The 16,551-nt window shown below is 70.0% G+C and carries 16 protein-coding genes; 7 read left to right on the plus strand and 9 right to left on the minus strand.

All coding sequences use genetic code 11. The annotated features are described in order from the left end of the window. Positions 1–17: 17 nt before the first annotated feature. The 3 genes from HNR02_RS30540 to HNR02_RS30550 form a co-directional block, all read right to left on the minus strand. A complete protein-coding gene (locus tag HNR02_RS30540) occupies positions 18–1,268 on the minus strand; it encodes a glycosyltransferase (RefSeq protein WP_246339314.1) in 1,251 nt (416 codons plus the stop codon). After that, complete coding sequence (locus HNR02_RS30545) at positions 1,265–2,257, minus strand: glycosyltransferase (RefSeq protein WP_218914326.1); 993 nt, start codon at positions 2,255–2,257, stop codon at positions 1,265–1,267. The genes HNR02_RS30540 and HNR02_RS30545 overlap by 4 nt, the downstream gene beginning before the upstream one ends. Before the next feature lie 66 nt (positions 2,258–2,323). Beyond that, positions 2,324–2,728: a DUF4383 domain-containing protein gene (locus tag HNR02_RS30550; protein ID WP_179777097.1), complete on the minus strand. Its 405-nt coding sequence runs from the start codon at positions 2,726–2,728 to the stop codon at positions 2,324–2,326. Between the two features lie 136 nt (positions 2,729–2,864). Here HNR02_RS30550 and HNR02_RS30555 point away from each other — a divergent pair, with 136 nt between their 5' ends. The 3 genes from HNR02_RS30555 to HNR02_RS30565 all read left to right on the plus strand — a co-directional run bounded on the left by HNR02_RS30555 (position 2,865) and on the right by HNR02_RS30565 (position 6,874). After that, entirely contained in the window at positions 2,865–3,659 is a 795-nt protein-coding gene (locus tag HNR02_RS30555; RefSeq protein WP_179777098.1) for a SigB/SigF/SigG family RNA polymerase sigma factor, read from the plus strand. 144 nt (positions 3,660–3,803) lie between these two features. After that, the gene (locus HNR02_RS30560; RefSeq protein WP_179777099.1) at positions 3,804–6,323 is read left to right on the plus strand and encodes an ATP-dependent Clp protease ATP-binding subunit; all 2,520 of its coding nucleotides are present in this window, start codon (positions 3,804–3,806) and stop codon (positions 6,321–6,323) included. A gap of 272 nt (positions 6,324–6,595) precedes the next feature. Next, on the plus strand, positions 6,596–6,874 hold the full coding sequence (locus HNR02_RS30565; RefSeq protein WP_179777945.1) for a DUF6480 family protein: 279 nt from the start codon (positions 6,596–6,598) through the stop codon (positions 6,872–6,874). Positions 6,875–6,877: 3 nt separating this feature from the next. Here HNR02_RS30565 and HNR02_RS30570 read toward each other — a convergent pair whose 3' ends face one another. Next, positions 6,878–8,290: an amidase gene (locus HNR02_RS30570; RefSeq protein ID WP_179777100.1), complete on the minus strand. Its 1,413-nt coding sequence runs from the start codon at positions 8,288–8,290 to the stop codon at positions 6,878–6,880. Between the two features lie 51 nt (positions 8,291–8,341). Between HNR02_RS30570 and HNR02_RS30575 the strand changes: the two genes are divergently transcribed. The 3 genes from HNR02_RS30575 (at position 8,342) to HNR02_RS30585 (ending at position 11,898) form a co-directional block, all read left to right on the plus strand. Beyond that, the gene (locus HNR02_RS30575) at positions 8,342–8,704 is read left to right on the plus strand and encodes an ArsR/SmtB family transcription factor (protein ID WP_179777101.1); all 363 of its coding nucleotides are present in this window, start codon (positions 8,342–8,344) and stop codon (positions 8,702–8,704) included. Between the two features lie 78 nt (positions 8,705–8,782). Continuing rightward, a complete protein-coding gene (locus tag HNR02_RS30580) occupies positions 8,783–9,517 on the plus strand; it encodes an HAD family hydrolase (RefSeq protein WP_179777102.1) in 735 nt (244 codons plus the stop codon). Then, positions 9,514–11,898: a glycoside hydrolase family 65 protein gene (locus HNR02_RS30585; RefSeq protein WP_179777103.1), complete on the plus strand. Its 2,385-nt coding sequence runs from the start codon at positions 9,514–9,516 to the stop codon at positions 11,896–11,898. Before HNR02_RS30580 ends, HNR02_RS30585 begins: the two co-directional genes overlap by 4 nt. A 926-nt stretch (positions 11,899–12,824) precedes the next feature. On the opposite strand, the gene HNR02_RS30590 is transcribed toward HNR02_RS30585, so the two are convergent. From HNR02_RS30590 to HNR02_RS30605, 4 genes are all read right to left on the minus strand, one after another. After that, entirely contained in the window at positions 12,825–13,034 is a 210-nt protein-coding gene (locus HNR02_RS30590; RefSeq protein ID WP_179777104.1) for a hypervirulence associated TUDOR domain-containing protein, read from the minus strand. Positions 13,035–13,048: 14 nt separating this feature from the next. Continuing rightward, positions 13,049–13,336 carry a DUF3140 domain-containing protein gene (locus tag HNR02_RS30595; RefSeq protein WP_179777105.1) on the minus strand — a complete coding sequence of 96 codons (288 nt, stop codon included), beginning with the start codon at positions 13,334–13,336 and terminating at the stop codon, positions 13,049–13,051. A gap of 683 nt (positions 13,337–14,019) precedes the next feature. Continuing rightward, the gene (locus tag HNR02_RS30600) at positions 14,020–14,193 is read right to left on the minus strand and encodes a hypothetical protein (RefSeq protein ID WP_179777106.1); all 174 of its coding nucleotides are present in this window, start codon (positions 14,191–14,193) and stop codon (positions 14,020–14,022) included. Between the two features lie 30 nt (positions 14,194–14,223). After that, complete coding sequence (locus HNR02_RS30605) at positions 14,224–15,006, minus strand: Fpg/Nei family DNA glycosylase (protein ID WP_179777107.1); 783 nt, start codon at positions 15,004–15,006, stop codon at positions 14,224–14,226. 86 nt (positions 15,007–15,092) lie between these two features. Between HNR02_RS30605 and HNR02_RS30610 the strand changes: the two genes are divergently transcribed. Continuing rightward, positions 15,093–15,473 carry a nitroreductase family deazaflavin-dependent oxidoreductase gene (locus tag HNR02_RS30610; RefSeq protein WP_179777108.1) on the plus strand — a complete coding sequence of 127 codons (381 nt, stop codon included), beginning with the start codon at positions 15,093–15,095 and terminating at the stop codon, positions 15,471–15,473. Here the strand turns inward: HNR02_RS30610 and HNR02_RS30615 are convergent. Further along, on the minus strand, positions 15,466–16,506 hold the full coding sequence (locus HNR02_RS30615) for an LLM class F420-dependent oxidoreductase (protein WP_179777109.1): 1,041 nt from the start codon (positions 16,504–16,506) through the stop codon (positions 15,466–15,468). The two genes, HNR02_RS30610 and HNR02_RS30615, sit on opposite strands and share 8 nt — an antisense overlap. Positions 16,507–16,551: the final 45 nt, after the last annotated feature.

Below are 16,551 nucleotides of genomic sequence, written 5' to 3' on the forward strand. Positions count from 1 at the left end.
CGAGGGGGCCGTGCACCTCACGCCCGGCTCCCCGCCGCGTCCAGGGTCGCCGCCGTGTCCGGTACGACGGGAACGCCGGCCGCCCTGTCCTGGAAGGTCTTCTCATAGATCCGCAGGACGTCGATCGCGATCCGGTCCCACGAGTACCGCGACCGCGCGCGGTCGCATCCCGCGATGCCGTACGCCTCACGCTGGGCCGGGTCGCCCAGCAAGCGGCGCATGGTCACCGCCAGCGCCTCCGGCCGCTGCGCCGGCACCAGCTCGCCGGTGACGCCGTCGACGACGGTGTCGATCAGGCCGCCGACCGCGGCCGCGACCACCGGCACCCCGCACGCCATCGCCTCCAGCGGCACGATGCCGAACGGCTCGTACCACGGTGTGCACACGACCAGGTCCGCCGAGCGCAGCAGCGCGGGCATCTCGTCCCGCGACACCTGCCCCAGCAGCCGCACCCGGTCGGCGACCCCGAGCTTCTCGGCCAGCTCACGCAGCCGCCGCGCCTCCGGGTCGTCGGCCAGCTTCCCCTCGCCGGGGCCGCCGGCGATGACCAGCTCGGCGCCGGGAACCGTGGGCAGCGCGGCGATCGCCGTCGCGAACCCCTTGCGCGGGACGAGCCTGCCGACACTGACGATGCGGTGCCGGTCGCCGCGCGGCGCCACCTCGCCGTCGGGGATGAAGCGGTCCAGGTCCACCCCGCACGGGGCGATCGACATCCGGGATCGAGGCACACCCATCCGCGCCAGCTCGAAGACCTCGTCGGAACAGGTGGCCGCCACCCGCGAAGCGTTCTTGCCGATCAGCCGCTCCAGCTGGAGGCGTTCCGGCGGGCTGGTGTCCGCCGCGCCCTGGTAACGCTTCTTCACCGCACCGAGGGCGTGGAAGGTCTGGACCACTGGGATGTCGGTGCCCCGCGTGGCCAGCAGCGCGGCCAGCCCGGACATCCAGAAGTGCGTGTGCACCACGTCCGGGGTGTCGCGCCGCCACGCGCGCGCCAGGTAACGGCCGAACTCGGTCATGTGCGGCAGCAGCTCGTCCTTGGGCAGGTGCTTCGCGGGCCCGGCCGGCACGTGGACGACCCGGTACCCGCCCGGCGCGCGGACCTTCTCCGGCTGCGCCGGATCGTCCCGCCTGGTGTAGACGGTGACTTCGTGGCCCTGACGGCACAACGCGGCCGACAGTTCCGCGACGTGCAGGTTCTGCCCGCCCGCGTCCACCTCGCCCAGCACGGCCAAGGGGTTGGCGTGCTCCGACACCATCGAGATCTTCATGCGCTACCTCCACTCGTCACCCGGCCGAGCAGGACGTCCCAGTTCCGGAGAAATCCGTCCAAGCCGTAGCTCGCCAGCGCGTGTTCCCGCGCCTGCTTGCCCATCCGGTGCGCCAGTTCGGGGTCTTCGATCAGGTCCCGCACCGCGCGCACCAGCTCGTTCACGTCCGCCGAGACGACACCCGCCTCGGGTGGCACCGCCCGGGACGCCTCGGTGCTGGCCACCGCCACCACCGGCATGCCCAGGTGCATCGCCTCGATCAGCGACAGGCCCAGCGAGGTCCACCGCGGCGTGTGCAGGTAGACCCGGCATCGCGCCAGCCCCGCGTGCAGGGCGTGCTGGCCCAGATCGCCACGGGGCCGCAGCCGTTCTCCCAGGCCGAAATGCCCGTCGAGCCGGTCCACCCCGATGCCCCACACGTGCAGCGGGGCGACGTCGGCGAACACCGGCAGCAGGTCGGTGCCCACCGCGCGTCCCCGCCGCACCGGCTCGTTCATGACGAGCCCGATGGCGGCCTCCTCCCCGGTGTAGAGCTCGCCGGGGTCGACCACGCCGTGCTCGACGACCGTGGACGGTGCGTGACCGGTGTCCCACATCAGGTGGTTGAAATGGGTCACGTGGGCGACCGGGATCGCGTCCTGCTCCGCCAGCGGGTGCCGGGTCCGCGGCACGTCACCGGTCGGCGTGTTGTGCTCGACGAACACCGCCGGCACGTCCCGGCCCGGCCTGCGGCCGGTCCATCGCTCGGTCAGCTCGATCTCGTCCGGGCGCTGGAGGACGACCACGTCGAGGTCGGCGTCGCGCAGCTCGTCCGGGCCCACCTCGCGGGCACCCGGCCAGTCCCGGCCGCAGCGGCCCCTCCCCCACGCACCGCCCTCCGGCAGCAGCGGGAGGAGATACTCGTGCCGCCCGCGTACGAAGGAACCGGTCCAGGACCCGTGTACGTGCCAGGTCAGTATCCGCAGCGGATCGCCCTCTGCCCGTGTCATGCGTTTCTACTTTCACCCGAGCAGAAGAACTAAACACGCTCCGCAGTGCTGCTACTGTCCGTGACATCACACGCGTTCCGCGGTCCTCGTCCGTGCGGGCAGCAGGAAGATCACCAGTCCCAGCACCGCGAGCACGCCGTGCAGCGCGTTGTCGGCCCAGTGCGGATCGAAGATGCGGCGGACGTCCTCCGGGTTGCCGGTGCCCGCGGAAAGCACGCCCCACACGGTGATTCCCAGCAGTCCGAAGAAGACGACCAGCCCGAGGATGCGGGCGGACGGTCCCTTCCACACGGCCACCAGCGCGAGCAGCCCGACCGCGGTGCGCAGCACGTTGAGCAACGTTCCGGTGTGGAACCCGAGGAATTCGCCCGACGTGGCGAACCCCCCGATGCCCAGCACCAGGAACACGACACCGACCAGCAACGCGAAACCCTGGGCCAGCGGCGCCCGTCCCGTGGTCTGCTCAGCCATGGATCGACCTCCTTCGTCCGGTTGTGCGCGGAGGGTTCCCCGCGGCCGCGCGGAGCAACCAGGTGTGGCATCCGGCAGTACGGGGTAGCCCGGGCCATGACCAGGTCGGAACGAGGCAGCGGGGAGTACCGGGACGTTGGCTGAGACGCGCCTTGCGGGCACCGTCGAGGACAACGACTCCTCGGCGGGCAACGCCCCCACCTTCGCCGACCTGGCGGCCATCGCGCCCGGTGAGCCGGGCCGTGAACAGGTGCGGACCGCGCTTGTGACGCAGTACCTGTCGGTGGCCGAGCACATCGCCCGCCGGTTCAGCGGACGCGGCGAGGCGTACGAGGACCTCCTGCAGGTGGCGCGGGTCGGCCTGATCAACGCGGTCGACCGGTTCGAACCGGAGCGGGGCACCGATTTCCTGTCCTTCGCCGTGCCGACGATCATGGGCGAGGTCCGCCGTCACTTCCGCGACGCCAGCTGGTCGGTGCGGGTTCCGCGGCGGCTCAAGGAGCTGCACTTGCAGATCGGGCAGGCCAGCAGCGAACTCGGCCAGCGGCTGGGCCGCGCGCCGACCCCGACCGAGATCGCGCGCGAGCTGGAGCTGACCCCCGACGAAGTGAGCGAGGGCCTGCAGGCGGGCAATGCCTACTACGCCGTCTCGGTCGACAAACCCGCCGGTGAGGATGACGAGGCCGCGTCATTGGCCGACACCCTCGGCGAGAACGACTACGGCCTCGAGACGGTGGAGAACCACGAGGCGCTGCAACCACTGCTGCGCGAACTGGCTCCCCGCGAACGCACGATCCTGATGCTGCGCTTCTTCGGCAACATGACGCAGACGCAGATCGCCAAGCGCGTCGGCATTTCCCAGATGCACGTGTCGCGTCTGCTCGCGCAGACCCTGCAGCAGCTGCGGGAAAAGCTCACCGAAGAGCCCTGACGCGTCGTTTCGCACCGGCCGCACCCGGGTAGCCGTCCACGGTGCCCGGCACCGGGCGGGAACCAGATCTGTCCGCAGTGGACGGTGCTTTCGCGCCCGGGCGCGCACCTGACGCGGTACCCCCGGCTAAGGAGCGACCCCGACATGACCGGCTTTTTCGCGGGCGGCCCCGGCAGTCCGTTCGACCAGTTCCTCGCGCAGTTCTTCGGCAACGCCGTGCCCAGCAGGCGGCCCAACGCCGTCGACATCACGCGGCTCATGTCCGACCAGGCCCGCGAGCTCGTGGCGCGCGCCGCGGAACAGGCCGCCGAGCAGGGCCGCACCGACGTCGACACCGAACAGCTGCTCTGGGCCGCCACACAGGCATCGCCGACGCGCCGGCTGCTGGAGAGCGCCGGGGCCAAACCGGACGAGATCGCCCGGCAGATCGAGGGTCACCGCGCAGGCACCGGTGAACGGACGACACCGACCATGATCGCACCGGGCGCCAAGCGGGCGCTGCTGGACGCGCACGGTATCGCGCGCACCCTCGGCTCCACCTACATCGGGCCCCAGCACCTGCTGCTGGCGCTGGTGGCCAACCCGGACTCGACGGCGGGACGGATCCTCGCGCAGGCCGGGGTGACGCCGGAGGCGTTCCAGGGGGCCGCGCAGGGCCCCTCGCGCGGCCGACCCGAACAACAGCAGCAGCCGCCGCGCACCGATACCCCGACCCTCGACCAGTACGGGCGCGACCTCACGGCGGAGGCCGCCGAGGGCAACGTCGACCCGGTCGTGGGACGCGACTCCGAGATCGAGCAGACCGTCGAGGTGCTCTCACGCCGCACGAAGAACAACCCGGTCCTGATCGGCGAACCGGGCGTCGGGAAGACGGCGATCGTCGAAGGTCTGGCGCAGCGCATCTGCGACGGCGACGTACCCGACCTCCTCGCCCGGCGCCGTGTCGTGCTGCTGGACCTGACCGCGATGGTCGCGGGCACGCGTTACCGCGGTGATTTCGAGGAGCGCATGACCACCCTCCTGGAGGAGATCCGCCGCCACCGCGACGAGCTGATCGTGTTCATCGACGAGCTGCACACGGTGGTCGGCGCCGGCGCGTCGGAGGGGTCGATGGGCGCGGGCAACATGCTCAAGCCCGCACTCGCGCGCGGCGAGCTGCACATCGTCGGCGCGACGACACTGGACGAGTACCGCAAGCACATCGAGAACGATCCGGCGCTGGAGCGGCGCTTCCAGCCGATCCTGGTGCCCGAGCCCTCGGTCGAGGACACGATCGCGATCCTGCACGGTCTGCGCGACCGGTACGAAGCGCATCACCAGGTCCGCTTCACCGATGAGGCCCTGACCGCCGCGGCGGACCTGTCGGACCGCTACCTGACCGAGCGGTTCCTGCCGGACAAGGCGATCGACCTGGTCGACCAGGCGGGGGCGCGGGTGCGGCTGCGGTCCGGGCGGCGCCCCCACGACGTGCGCGAGATGCAGGCCCGGCTGGACGAGCTGTCCCGGGACAAGGACCAGGCCGTGGCGGCGGAGAACTTCGAGCGGGCGTCGGCGCTTCGCGACGAGATCACGGAGCTGCGTGACCGGCTGCGCACCGCGGACACCGACGGCCGGCCGTCGGGGGTGCAGGAGGTGACCCCGGAGGACATCGCCGAGGTGATCTCACGGCTCACCGGTGTGCCGGTCAGCCAGCTCACCGAGGACGAGCGCGACCGGCTGCTGCGGCTGGAGGAGCACTTGCACGAGCGGGTCATCGGGCAGGAGGAGGCCGTCGACGCGGTCGCCGAGGCGGTCCGCCGGTCGCGGGCCGGGTTCGCGCCGCCGCACCGGCCCTACGGCAGTTTCCTGTTCCTCGGGCCGACCGGGGTCGGCAAGACCGAACTGGCGCGGGCTCTGGCGTCGGCGCTGTTCGGTGACGAGGAACGGATGATCCGGCTGGACATGTCGGAGTACGGCGAGCGGCACACGGTCAGCAGGCTGATCGGCGCTCCCCCGGGTTACGTCGGCTACGAGGAGGCCGGCCAGCTCACGGAGGCGGTACGGCGGCGGCCCTACTCGGTAGTGCTGTTCGACGAGATCGAGAAGGCCCATCCGGAGATCTTCAACACGCTGCTGCAGGTGCTCGAAGACGGACGGCTCACCGATGGCCGCGGGCGCACGGTGAACTTCACCAACACGGTGCTGATCATGACGAGCAACATCGGGTCGGAGCTGATCGCCAGCAGCACGCAGGGCGCGCTCGGGTTCGCCCCGGCTCAGGGGTCCGACACGGAGGGCCCGTTGCGGGAACGCCTGATGCGGCGGCTGCGGGAGTCGTTCCGGCCGGAGTTCCTGAACCGGATCGACGAGATCATCGTGTTCCGGAAGCTGGAGGCCGGGCAGCTGGAGCGGATCACCGAGCTGATGCTGGACCAGACGAAGCGGCGCGCGCACGCGCAGGACATCACACTGGAGTTCTCGCCGGAGGCCGTGGGGTGGCTCGCGAAGGCCGGCTACCAGCCCGAGTTCGGCGCCCGCCCGATGCGGCGGACGATCCAGCGCGAGGTGGACAACCCGCTGTCACGGATGATGCTGCGCGGCGAACTGTCCCCCGGCGCGCATGTCCGCGTGGGCGCCGGCGACAAGGGCCTGTCGTTCGACGTCTCGACGGCCGAGACGGTGTGATCCGAAGGGTGATCCCGATGAGCAGTCCCGATCCGCGGTCCGCCCGCCCCACCAGCCACTCCGCTCCCGACGGTGCGATGGCCGACCCACGTCCCGGCCCGGCGCCCGGCCCCTACGCCGAGTCCACGGACCCGGCTCCCGGCCGCCCGGCGCGGCCAAGCACACCCGGCGACAGCCCCCACCCGAGGCGACCCGGCACCTACGCCGAGTCCACGGACCCCGCTCCCGGCCAACCGGGACAGCCCGGCACGGGCCCGCGTACCGGCGACCCGGTGAACCCCGGCGCCAGTCACGCGTCGGAGCCGGATCCCGCCTCCGGGACGGCCACGCCCCCGGACCCGGATCCTGCCCGGACGCCGGGCCTGGAACCGGGTGGCGGCGTCGCGCCTGGCGACACCCCGCCCGATTCGGCCCAGACCTCGGGCCTGTCGCACCACCAGCAGAAACCGCCGAAGGCTACGCCCGTGGTGACGATCGTGATCGCGGTCGTGCTCGCGGTGCTGATCGCGGCGCTGATCATCGCGTCCGCGGTGGGGTGGCTGCAGTTCTGACCGTCACGCGAGCGCCGGCCTGCGCCGCGCCGTCTGCGTGGCCTGCTCGAACGCGTGCCCCAGCTGCAGGACGGCGAAGTCCGCGCGGTGCGGCCCGACGATCTGCACCCCCACCGGCAGCCCGTCCGGCGTGAACCCGGCGGGCACCGACAGCGCCGGGGAGCCGCTGACGGTGACGTAGTAGGCCGAGCGCATCCAGTCCAGGTAAGTCTCCATGGCCGTCCCCGCGACCGTCGTCGGGTACTCCAGCGCGCTGTCGAACGGCGGCACCTGGCTGACCGGGAGCATGAGGAAGTCGTAGCGGCCGAAGAACTCGCGGAACCGGTGGAACAGCTCCGTGCGCAGCACCTCCGCGCGCCCGAGGTCGGTGCCCGACAGCCGCAGGCCCTCCTCGGTGTTCCACCGGATGCTGTCCTTGAGCCGGTCACCGGCGGTGTCCAGCATCGGCCCGAATTTCACGGCGAACTGCCAGGCCCGCAGGATCCGGAACGCCTCGTCCGCGCCGGTGAAGTCCGGGCACGCCCGCTCGACGGCGCAGCCCAGATCGGCCAGCACGTCCGCCGAAGCCTCCACCACGGCCGCGACCTCGGGTTCCACCGGGACAGCGCCGCCGAGGTCGGGCGACCACGCGACACGCAGTCCCCGGACGTCGGTGTCCAGCGGCCGCGCGAACGTCTCCCCCGGTTCGTCGAGCGCGATCGGCGAGCGGGGGTCCGGCCCGGCGAGGACCGAGAGCAGGAGTGCCGCGTCGGCGACGGTCCGCGCCATCGGTCCGGCGGTGCTCAGCCCGGTCCAGCCCAGCGGTGCCGGCCAGGACGGCACGCGCCCCGGCGATGGCCGGAATCCGACGACGTTGCAGAACGACGCCGGGTTGCGCAGCGAACCGCCGAGGTCGCTGCCGTCGGCGAGCGGATGCATCCCGCTGGCCAGTGCCGCCGCGGCCCCGCCGCTGCTGCCGCCCGCCGACCGCGCCGGATCGTAGGGGTTGCGCGTCGCGCCGAAGACCGGGTTGAAGGTATGCGATCCGGCGGCGAATTCCGGAACGTTGGTCTTGCCCAGCGTGATGACGCCTGCGGCCCGCATGCGCTCGATGACCAGTTCGTCACGCTCCGGCACGTGGTGGGCATGCAGGGGTGAGCCGTAGGTGGTGCGGATTCCCGCGGTGTCGTGGGTGTCCTTGTGCGCGACGGGGATACCGTGCAGCGCCGGGAGTTCCGCGCCGCGCGCGGCACGTTCGTCGGCCGCGGCGGCTTCCGCGAGGGCCTGTTCGCCGACCAGCGTGACGACGGCGTTGACGTCCGCGTTGACCCGTTCGATCTGCCGCAGGTGGGCCTCGACGACTTCGCGTGCGGAGAGGTCACGGGCGCCGAGCGCGGCGCGCAGTTCGCGTGTGGTGAGGAAGCAGATGTCGGTCACGCGTCGATCCTGCCAGCCGCGCCGGGCGCGGGCGGATGAGACGATGCCGGGGTGGCAGGTGCGGCGGAGCGGCAGGCGATCGACGGCCCGGCCGTCGAGGCGGCGTCGAAGGGGCTCGGCGACCGGGACGCGGTGCGGGAGTGGGCCGAGCGGTTCGCGGTCCTGGCGGACCCGTCGCGGCTGACCCTGCTGGTGTGCATCCACTACGCGCGGGAGATCTGCGTGTCGGACCTGGCCGTGGTGGCGGGCATGACGGACACCGCGGTGTCGCAGGCGTTGCGGTTGCTCCGGGCGCACGGCCTGGTCACCGGGCACCGCACGGGCCGGATCGTCCGGTACCGGCTCGCGGACGCCACGGTCCATGACCTGATCCATCACGTGCGCCCGCACCCGGGGGCCGCGCCGCATCGGTGACGCGCCGGACCGCGCCGTATAGGTCGTTATACGGCATGGAGGGCGGCGAGTGTGCCGGTTCGCGGGTACGGTGCAGTCATGATCGGGTTGCCCGAGGGCGTCACCGCGTGCTTGTTCGATCTGGATGGTGTCCTGACCGGCACCGCCGCGCTGCACCGGGAAGCCTGGAAGAAGACGTTCGACGAGTTTCTGCGCGAACGGGACGGGGACGCCTTCCGTCCGTTCACCGACGCCGACTACGCCCGCTATGTGGACGGGCGCCCTCGGCTGGACGGGGTGCGCACGTTTCTGTCCTCCCGTGATGTCGAGTTGCCGGAGGGCGGCCCGGACGACGCGGTGACCGAGCACACGGTCCACGGGCTGGGGAATCGCAAGAATCATCTGGTGCTCCGGATCATCGACGAGCGGGGCCCGAACCCGTACGAGGGTTCGCGCCGGTACTTGGAAGCCGCCCGCGACGCCGGCCTCGCCATCGCGGTGGTGACGTCGTCGGCGAACGCGTCGGCGGTGCTGGATGCCGCCGGGTTCACCCCGTTCGTGCAGGCGCGGATCGACGGGAACGTCATCACCCGTGACGGGTTGCGGGGCAAGCCGGCTCCGGATTCGTTCCTGGCTGGGGCGAAGGCGCTCGGGGTGGAGCCCGCGCGGGCGGCGGTGTTCGAGGACGCGCTGGCCGGTGTGGAGGCGGGCAGGGCGGGGAACTTCGGTTTCGTGGTCGGGGTGAACCGCGCGGACCAGGCCGGCGCCTTGCGTGAGCGCGGCGCGGACGTGGTGGTGGACGATCTCGCGGAGTTGTTGGGGGACAAGGCATGAACCTGGTGACGCGGGGTTACGAATGCGCGCCGTGGGAGCTGCGGTGGCGCGGTCTCGCGGTCGACCAGTTGCAGCGCACCGAGTCGACTTTCGCTTTGTCGAACGGGCACATCGGGTTGCGCGGCACGCTGGAGGAGGGTGAGCCGCGGGGGCTGCCCGGGACGTATCTGAACGGGTTCTACGAGGAACACGAGCTGCCCTACGCCGAGGCCGGGTACGGCTATCCGGAGGCGGGGCAGACGGTCGTGAACGTGACGGACGGCAAGATCATCCGCCTGCTGGTGGAGGATGAGCCGTTCGACATGCGGTACGGGACGGCGACTTCGCACGAGCGGGTGCTGGACTTCCGCACCGGCACTCTCACGCGGGAGACCGAGTGGGCGTCGCCGACGGGCCGTCATGTGCGGGTGCGGACCGAGCGGCTGGTGTCGTTCACGCAGCGCGCCGTGGTGGCGATCCGTTACGAGGTCGAACCGCTGGACGGGAAGATGCAGCTGGTGCTGCAGTCGGATCTGCTGGCGAACGAGCCGATCGAGTCCGACAGCAACGATCCGCGGGTGGCGGCGGCGCTGCAGTCTCCGCTGGAGTCGGAGTTCTTCCTGGCCGAGGACTACCGTGCCGTGCTGGTCCACCAGACGAAGCGGTCGGGGTTGCGGGTGGCCACGGCGATGGATCATCAGATCGAGTCGCCGGACGGGTTGCGGACGGACATCCTCGCCGAGGCGGACCTCGCGCGGTTGAGCATCGCCGTGGACGTGCCGCAGGGCAAGGTGCTGCGGGTGACGAAGTTCGTCGGGTACGGGTGGTCGGCGCAGCGTTCGGTGCCGGCGTTGCGTGCCCAGGTCCATGCCGCGCTGGCCGGGGCTTTTCAGACCGGGTGGGACGGGTTGCTGGCCGAGCAGCGCGCTTACCTGGATGATTTCTGGGAGACTGCGGACGTCGAGATCGACGGCGACCCGGAGCTGCAGCAGGCGACCCGGTTCGCGTTGTTCCACATCCTGCAGGCCGGGGCGCGCGGTGAGAGCCGCGCGATTCCCGGTAAGGGCTTGACGGGGCCGGGCTATGACGGTCACGCCTTCTGGGACACCGAGTCGTTCGTGTTGCCGGTCCTGACCTACAGCATGCCCGAAGCAGCGCGGGACGCGTTGCGGTGGCGGCATTCCACGTTGCCGAAGGCGCGGGAACGGGCGCGCACGCTGGGTTTGCGGGGCGCGGCGTTCCCGTGGCGGTCGATCAACGGCGCCGAGTGCTCGGCGTACTGGCCCGCGGGGACCGCGGCGTTCCACGTGAGCGCCGACATCGCCGACGCGGTGGCGCGCTATTACTGGGCGACGAAGGACCCGGACTTCGAGCGCCAGTGCGGTACGGAGCTGTTGCTGGAAACGGCGCGCCTGTGGATGTCGCTGGGCCATTTCGACCGCCACGGCCGTTTCCGCATTGACGGTGTCACGGGCCCGGACGAGTATTCGGCGGTCGCGGACAACAACGTGTACACGAATCTGATGGCGCAGCGGAATTTCCGTGAAGCGGCCGCGTCGTGTGAGCGGGTTCCCGAGGTCGCTTCGCTGTTCGGTGTGGACGAAGCGGAGCTGGCGAACTGGCGCCGGGCTGCCGAGTCGATGCATGTGCCGTACAACGAGGAGCTGGGGGTGCACCCGCAGTCGGAGGGGTTCACCGAGCACCTCGACTGGGATTTCGGTGGGACACCGCAGGAGAACTACCCGCTGTTGCTGCACTACCCGTATTTCGACCTGTACCGCAAGCAGGTCGTGAAGCAGGCGGACCTGGTGCTGGCGCTGCACCTGCGTGGTGATGCGTTCACCGCCGAGCAGAAGCAGCGCAACTTCGCCTACTACGAGGCCCGCACCGTGCGCGATTCCTCCCTGTCCGCGGGCACCCAGTCGGTGATCGCCGCCGAAGTGGGCCACTTGGACCTGGCCTACGACTACCTGGGCGAAGCGGCCCTGACTGATTTGCACGACGTGCACAACAATGTCCGCAATGGTCTGCACATGGCCTCCCTGGCTGGTGCGTGGATGAGTGTGGTCGCGGGTTTCGGAGGCATGCGTGATCACGACGGCAACCTGATCTTCGCGCCACGCCTCCCGTCCGCGCTCGACCGCATCCAGTTCCGCATGTGCTTCCGGGGAAGTCGCTTCGCGGTCGAGATCCACCGCGACACCGCGACCTACCGACTGCTTTCGGGCAAGCCGGTGGAGATCAAGCACCACGGTGAACCGATGTCTGTCACCGAAAACCCCGCGACGATGCCGGTTCCGCCGATCGACCCCGGCCCGGCCCCCCACCAGCCCAGTGGTCGCGCCCCAGCCCATCGCGACCCAGAACGCGTCCGCCGCAACACACTCGTCGAACCCGGCTGATTCTGTCGAGCACCCCTCCGACCCCACGGGCGCACTTCTCCGCTCCGGCCGCCCCACGCGGCCCTGGAGCCACCTGCGTGATGACACCCCCGGACGGGGGCTCGTCACCGAATACGCGGCATACCGATGAAGTGCTGGTGGCGGTCCGCGTCCAGCTACTCTCGGCCCAGCGGGCCTTCCGTCTCTCCGTGTCCCATGCCCCCTCGCCCCAGCTGTCTCCGCGCTCCGTCCCCGCGCTCCGTCCCCGCGCTCCGTCCCCGCGCTCCGTCCCCGCGCTCCGTCCCCGCGCTCCGTCCCCGCGCTCCGTCCCCGCGCTCCGTCCCCGCGCTCCGTCCCCGCGCTCCGTCTCTGCGCCCCATCTCGGCGCTCCGGTTGTCCCCACACCCCCTCCCCGCGCCCCGATCGCCCCCGCACTCCACCCCCGCACTCCACAGCTGCGCCCCACCTCGGCGCTCCGATCGTCCCCACGCCCCTCTGCGTCTCGGTCGTCCCCGCCCCGTCACCTCCTCGCCCCGTCGCGCACCGCCTCGCCCCGAACCTTTTCAGCCGCACGGCGCGACAAGCTCACCGGGCGGAGCCAGCCGCTCCGCGAGCCCGCTCATCCTCCGCAGCCAGCCCGTTCGGTATCCCCCGAGCCGTTCGACCCGCGGCGCACTCGATGCGGCAGATCGGTTCAGCGCCTACCGCACTAACGGCCGGGTGACTCGGCGGGGCCAGCCCCAGCCGGGTACAGCCCACGCCACAAGCACCTCGCCCAGCCCGGCCAGCACAACCGCGTGCAGCCGACGCCACAAGCACCTTCACTCAGGCGCGATCAACCCACTCGGGCCCCCGCCCACGCCAAGGCTCACCCCGCTCAGCGCGACCCATTCATTCCGGCAGTCCCCGCCCCGGCCAGCTCATCCGGTGGACTCCCCGGGGCGTGGTCAGTCCGCTCGGTGCAGCTTGTCCGGGTGATGCACCGCGGTCCGCCCCGACTTCTCGCTCTTGACCAAGTACTGCGGGTTGTCCTTCGACGCCCGCACCTGCCGTCCGCCGGCGTGGGTGTCCTCGGTGATTTTCTTCTCCACCGTCCCGATCGAACTCTCGTTTCCCGCATCCCAGCGGACGCGGTCACCCTTCTTGAAGTCCGCCATGGTTCGTCCCTCCGTCACTTCAATGGATCGTGCCCCCGGTTCATCAATGAATAGCGCCATCGCGTGTCCTTGACCTCCCCGGACGGCTTCTGTGCGCTGTGCCGGTGGATGAAACCGAGCATTTTGCGCATGTGCTTGTAGTCCTCAGCGGACAGATCGCTTCGCTTACTCCGCAGGATGCGGACGATATGCCGACCCGACTCGTGCCCGACGGACTCCCCGCCACCCTCGAGCTGCCTGGCCGACGTGTTGACTTCGTCCTGAAACTGCTTCCAGGTCTCGTCCTCGTCCTTGTCGTCCACCGACCAGACCTACCCAGCGCCCTGCCCGCTATCCGCGCCGTCGGCCGGGATACCCCGCGTGAGTGGGGCCTGTACGGAGCCGCCCGTCATTCGTCGCCACCTCTGCGCACGCTAGACGGCTCCGATCGTGGCCGCATCTACCGAAAGGAAGATTTGCCCTTTCATCTACCCGAATGGCCTAGAAAATGCTCCACGACTGGACACTTCGTGCACTTGGCTTGCACTCCGGAGCACTTCGAGGGCAAAGTCGAATGCATGAGCGAAACGAATCGCAGTCAGCAGCGCAAAGGCGAGCAAGCATCCTCACCGCCGGCAAACGCCACCACGGGAACCGATCCGCCGCCACGTCCTCCTCGCCCCCAGTCGCAGCGCGAACCGGCCATCACGACGAAAGCCCGCTGAGCCCCCCTGGGCCGGAACCTCAACGGAGAATCACACCCAGCCCGAACAACACCCCTTGAAATCCACGCGAAGGCCGCCGCCACCTCGCAGGCGCGGTCAGTCCAGTCCCACAACCCCGGCCACCGCATCCCGTTCTCGAGAACAAGCTGCGACCCAGCACATGAACCCGAACAATCCGCCATCACCCAGGGAAGGAGGTGGATCCGGACCGAACACCGGCCCCGCCGCCCAGAACGCCCGACACGATTTGGCACCCTGCCCCACAACCCCGCGCCAACAGGTCAGTCAGGCGGCTCAGGCAGCCCCTCGTCGGGATTGACCTCTTCGGAGTTCGGCGGCGTCTCGACGTCCTCGGTCGGACCAATGTCCAGGTCCGGGTGCCGGACATCGGGGAAATCCGGGGACAGGGGCGGATCGGGGCTGACCGTCTTTTTCTCGTCATCCTTGTCGTTCATGCCACCGGCTTACCCCAATTCACTGAAACGTCAACCGGACTGACACCGCGGGCACCACACGGTGCCCCGGCCGCCGACCCGGCCGTGTTCGAGCGTGGTGCCGCATCGCGGGCACGAACCCGAGGGCTCGTCCCGGCGCCCTGTGAGCCAGCTCTTGCGAGGTGGCACTCGTTCGGCTTTGACCGCGGCTCGCAACACCTTGAGCATCTCCCGGTGTAGCGCGTCACCAGCCTGGCGGTCGAGAGAACCAGCCGGAACGCGCGGGTTGAGTTTGGCGCGCCAGAGGATCTCGTCAACCAGGAGGTTACCCAGTCCAGACACCACCGACTGATCGACAAGCAGAGGCTTGAGCTGCCGACGGCCAGCGAGCAGGTCACGAAACTCCTGCCGCGAAACGTCGAGCGCGTCCGGTCCGGTTTCGGCGAGAAGCCGATCGAGATCGGAGCCTCCGGCCACCAGGCGGAGTCCCTGCAGTTTGCGCATGTCCCGATAGCGAAGCTCTCCGTCATCGAACACGAACACCACTCGATCGTGCTTCTGGCGCTCATCGCCTGCCGAAGCCCACTGGAAGGAACCCGTCATGCCGAAATGCAGCACCACGGTCACCTGGCTCCCGGACACCGGAGCGATCAACCACTTGCCCAGCCGCCTCGGCTTCGCGAAGCGCTGGTTCCGCAGCTTGCCGCGAACCCGGCGAGCGCTCACGTCGCGCAGAACACCGGCGTCCAAGATGACGACGTCGTCGATCCGCTTGCCCTTCGCGTGCTCATCGAGGACCCGGCGAAAACCTTCGACATCCGGCAGTTCGGGCATACCGGAGCGTTCCACGTCGCAGCCTTGGCCAAACCCGAATTCATCACACGTTGATTTTTTACGCGTGGGCGGGCATGCTGTTCGGCATGGTGCTGTCGAAGAGGGTGGCCAGGTTCAACCGCGTCGCGACAAACCACGTCGCACGACCGCTGAGCAAGCGATTGGCCGGACTCGGAACGATCGTTCACCAGGGCCGGCGGTCCGGAAAGACCTACCGGACGCCCGTGAACGTCTTCCGCGCGGCGAACGGCTATGTGGTCGCACTGACCTACGGGCCGGACGCGGACTGGGTGAAGAACGTCCTCGCCGCGGGCGGGTGCCAGATCGAGACGCGGGGCCAGGTCGTCAGGACGACCCAGCCCCGGCTCGTCCACGACGAACGCCGGACCAGCATGCCGTTCGGAGTACGCCAGATCCTCTCGGTCGCCGGCGTGACCGAGTTCCTGTTCCTCGACAGGGTCAGCTGAGCAGCTCGCGCAGCTCGCTCACAACGCCGACCCGTCGCTCGGGGGCAGGTTCAAGGAAGGTGAGCTGCAGGGTGGTGACGCCGGCCTCGCGAAGTGCGGCGAGCCGTTCCTTCACGAAGCCCTTGGAGCCGACCAGCGAGATGGCCTGCAGCAGTTCGACCGGGACGGCCGCCGCGGCCTCCTCCTTCTTGCCGTCGAGGTACAGGTCCTGGATCAGCTTGGCCTCAGCCTCATATCCGTAGCGGCAGGCGAGTTCGTTGTAGAAGTTCTTGCCACGAGCACCCATGCCACCGACGTAAAGAGCAACGACGGGGCGCACCCAGTCGAGCATGTGCCCCACGTCCTCGCCGATCGCCACCGGTACTCCGACGGCGACATCGAGGTCACCCAGCGACGGGTCGCGCTTCGCCCGCCCCTCGGCGAGCGCATCGCCCCACACGTCGGAAGCTCGCTCCGGATGGAAGAAGATCGGCTGCCAGCCCTCCGCGATCTCCGCGGTCATGGCAACGTTCTTCGGGCCGATCGCAGCCACCTGCACGGGGATCCGCTCACGGACCGGGTGGTTGATGAGCTTGAGCGGCTTGCCAAGGCCAGTGCCCTGATCGGCGGGTAGTGGGATCTGGTAGTGCTTGCCGTCGTGGACGACGCGGTCGCGACGCCATACCTGACGGCAGATGTCGACGATCTCGCGAGTGCGTCCCAGCGGCGCGTCGTAACGCACGCCGTGGAACCCCTCGACCACCTGCGGGCCGGAGGCACCGATGCCGAGGATGAACCGGCCGTCGGAGACGAAGTCGAGACCGGCCGCCGTCATGGCGGTCAGCGTCGGTGTCCGCGTGTAGATCTGGAGGATGCCCGAGGCGAGCTGAACGCGCTCGGTCTTCGCGGCGACGTAGCCGAGCTGGCTCACCGCGTCGAACGAGTACGCCTCGGGAACGGTGACGACGTCGAGCCCGGCCTTCTCCAGCTCGACGACATCCCTGACGCTCTCGGCGAACCCGCCGGAGTACGAGATCTGGGTGCCGATCCGCATCGATCCCACCTTCTGTTCTAAGCGTGCGCTTACCTGATGCGCGTC

The sequence above is a fragment of the Amycolatopsis endophytica genome, from assembly GCF_013410405.1.
Taxonomy (GTDB): Bacteria; Actinomycetota; Actinomycetes; order Mycobacteriales; family Pseudonocardiaceae; genus Amycolatopsis_E; species Amycolatopsis_E endophytica.

Bases quoted from the DNA above. Each gene is read 5' to 3' on its own strand.
- HNR02_RS30600 (WP_179777106.1), bottom strand. From the start codon at position 14,193: ATGAACGACAAGGATGACGAGAAAAAGACGGTCAGCCCCGATCCGCCC.
- HNR02_RS30610 (WP_179777108.1), top strand. From the start codon at position 15,093: ATGGTGCTGTCGAAGAGGGTGGCCAGGTTCAACCGCGTCGCGACAAAC.
- HNR02_RS30615 (WP_179777109.1), bottom strand. From the start codon at position 16,506: ATGCGGATCGGCACCCAGATCTCGTACTCCGGCGGGTTCGCCGAGAGC.
- HNR02_RS30540 (WP_246339314.1), bottom strand. From the start codon at position 1,268: ATGAAGATCTCGATGGTGTCGGAGCACGCCAACCCCTTGGCCGTGCTG.
- HNR02_RS30550 (WP_179777097.1), bottom strand. From the start codon at position 2,728: ATGGCTGAGCAGACCACGGGACGGGCGCCGCTGGCCCAGGGTTTCGCG.
- HNR02_RS30545 (WP_218914326.1), bottom strand. From the start codon at position 2,257: ATGACACGGGCAGAGGGCGATCCGCTGCGGATACTGACCTGGCACGTA.
- HNR02_RS30590 (WP_179777104.1), bottom strand. From the start codon at position 13,034: ATGGCGGACTTCAAGAAGGGTGACCGCGTCCGCTGGGATGCGGGAAAC.
- HNR02_RS30605 (WP_179777107.1), bottom strand. From the start codon at position 15,006: ATGCCCGAACTGCCGGATGTCGAAGGTTTTCGCCGGGTCCTCGATGAG.
- HNR02_RS30580 (WP_179777102.1), top strand. From the start codon at position 8,783: ATGATCGGGTTGCCCGAGGGCGTCACCGCGTGCTTGTTCGATCTGGAT.
- HNR02_RS30585 (WP_179777103.1), top strand. From the start codon at position 9,514: ATGAACCTGGTGACGCGGGGTTACGAATGCGCGCCGTGGGAGCTGCGG.
- HNR02_RS30560 (WP_179777099.1), top strand. From the start codon at position 3,804: ATGACCGGCTTTTTCGCGGGCGGCCCCGGCAGTCCGTTCGACCAGTTC.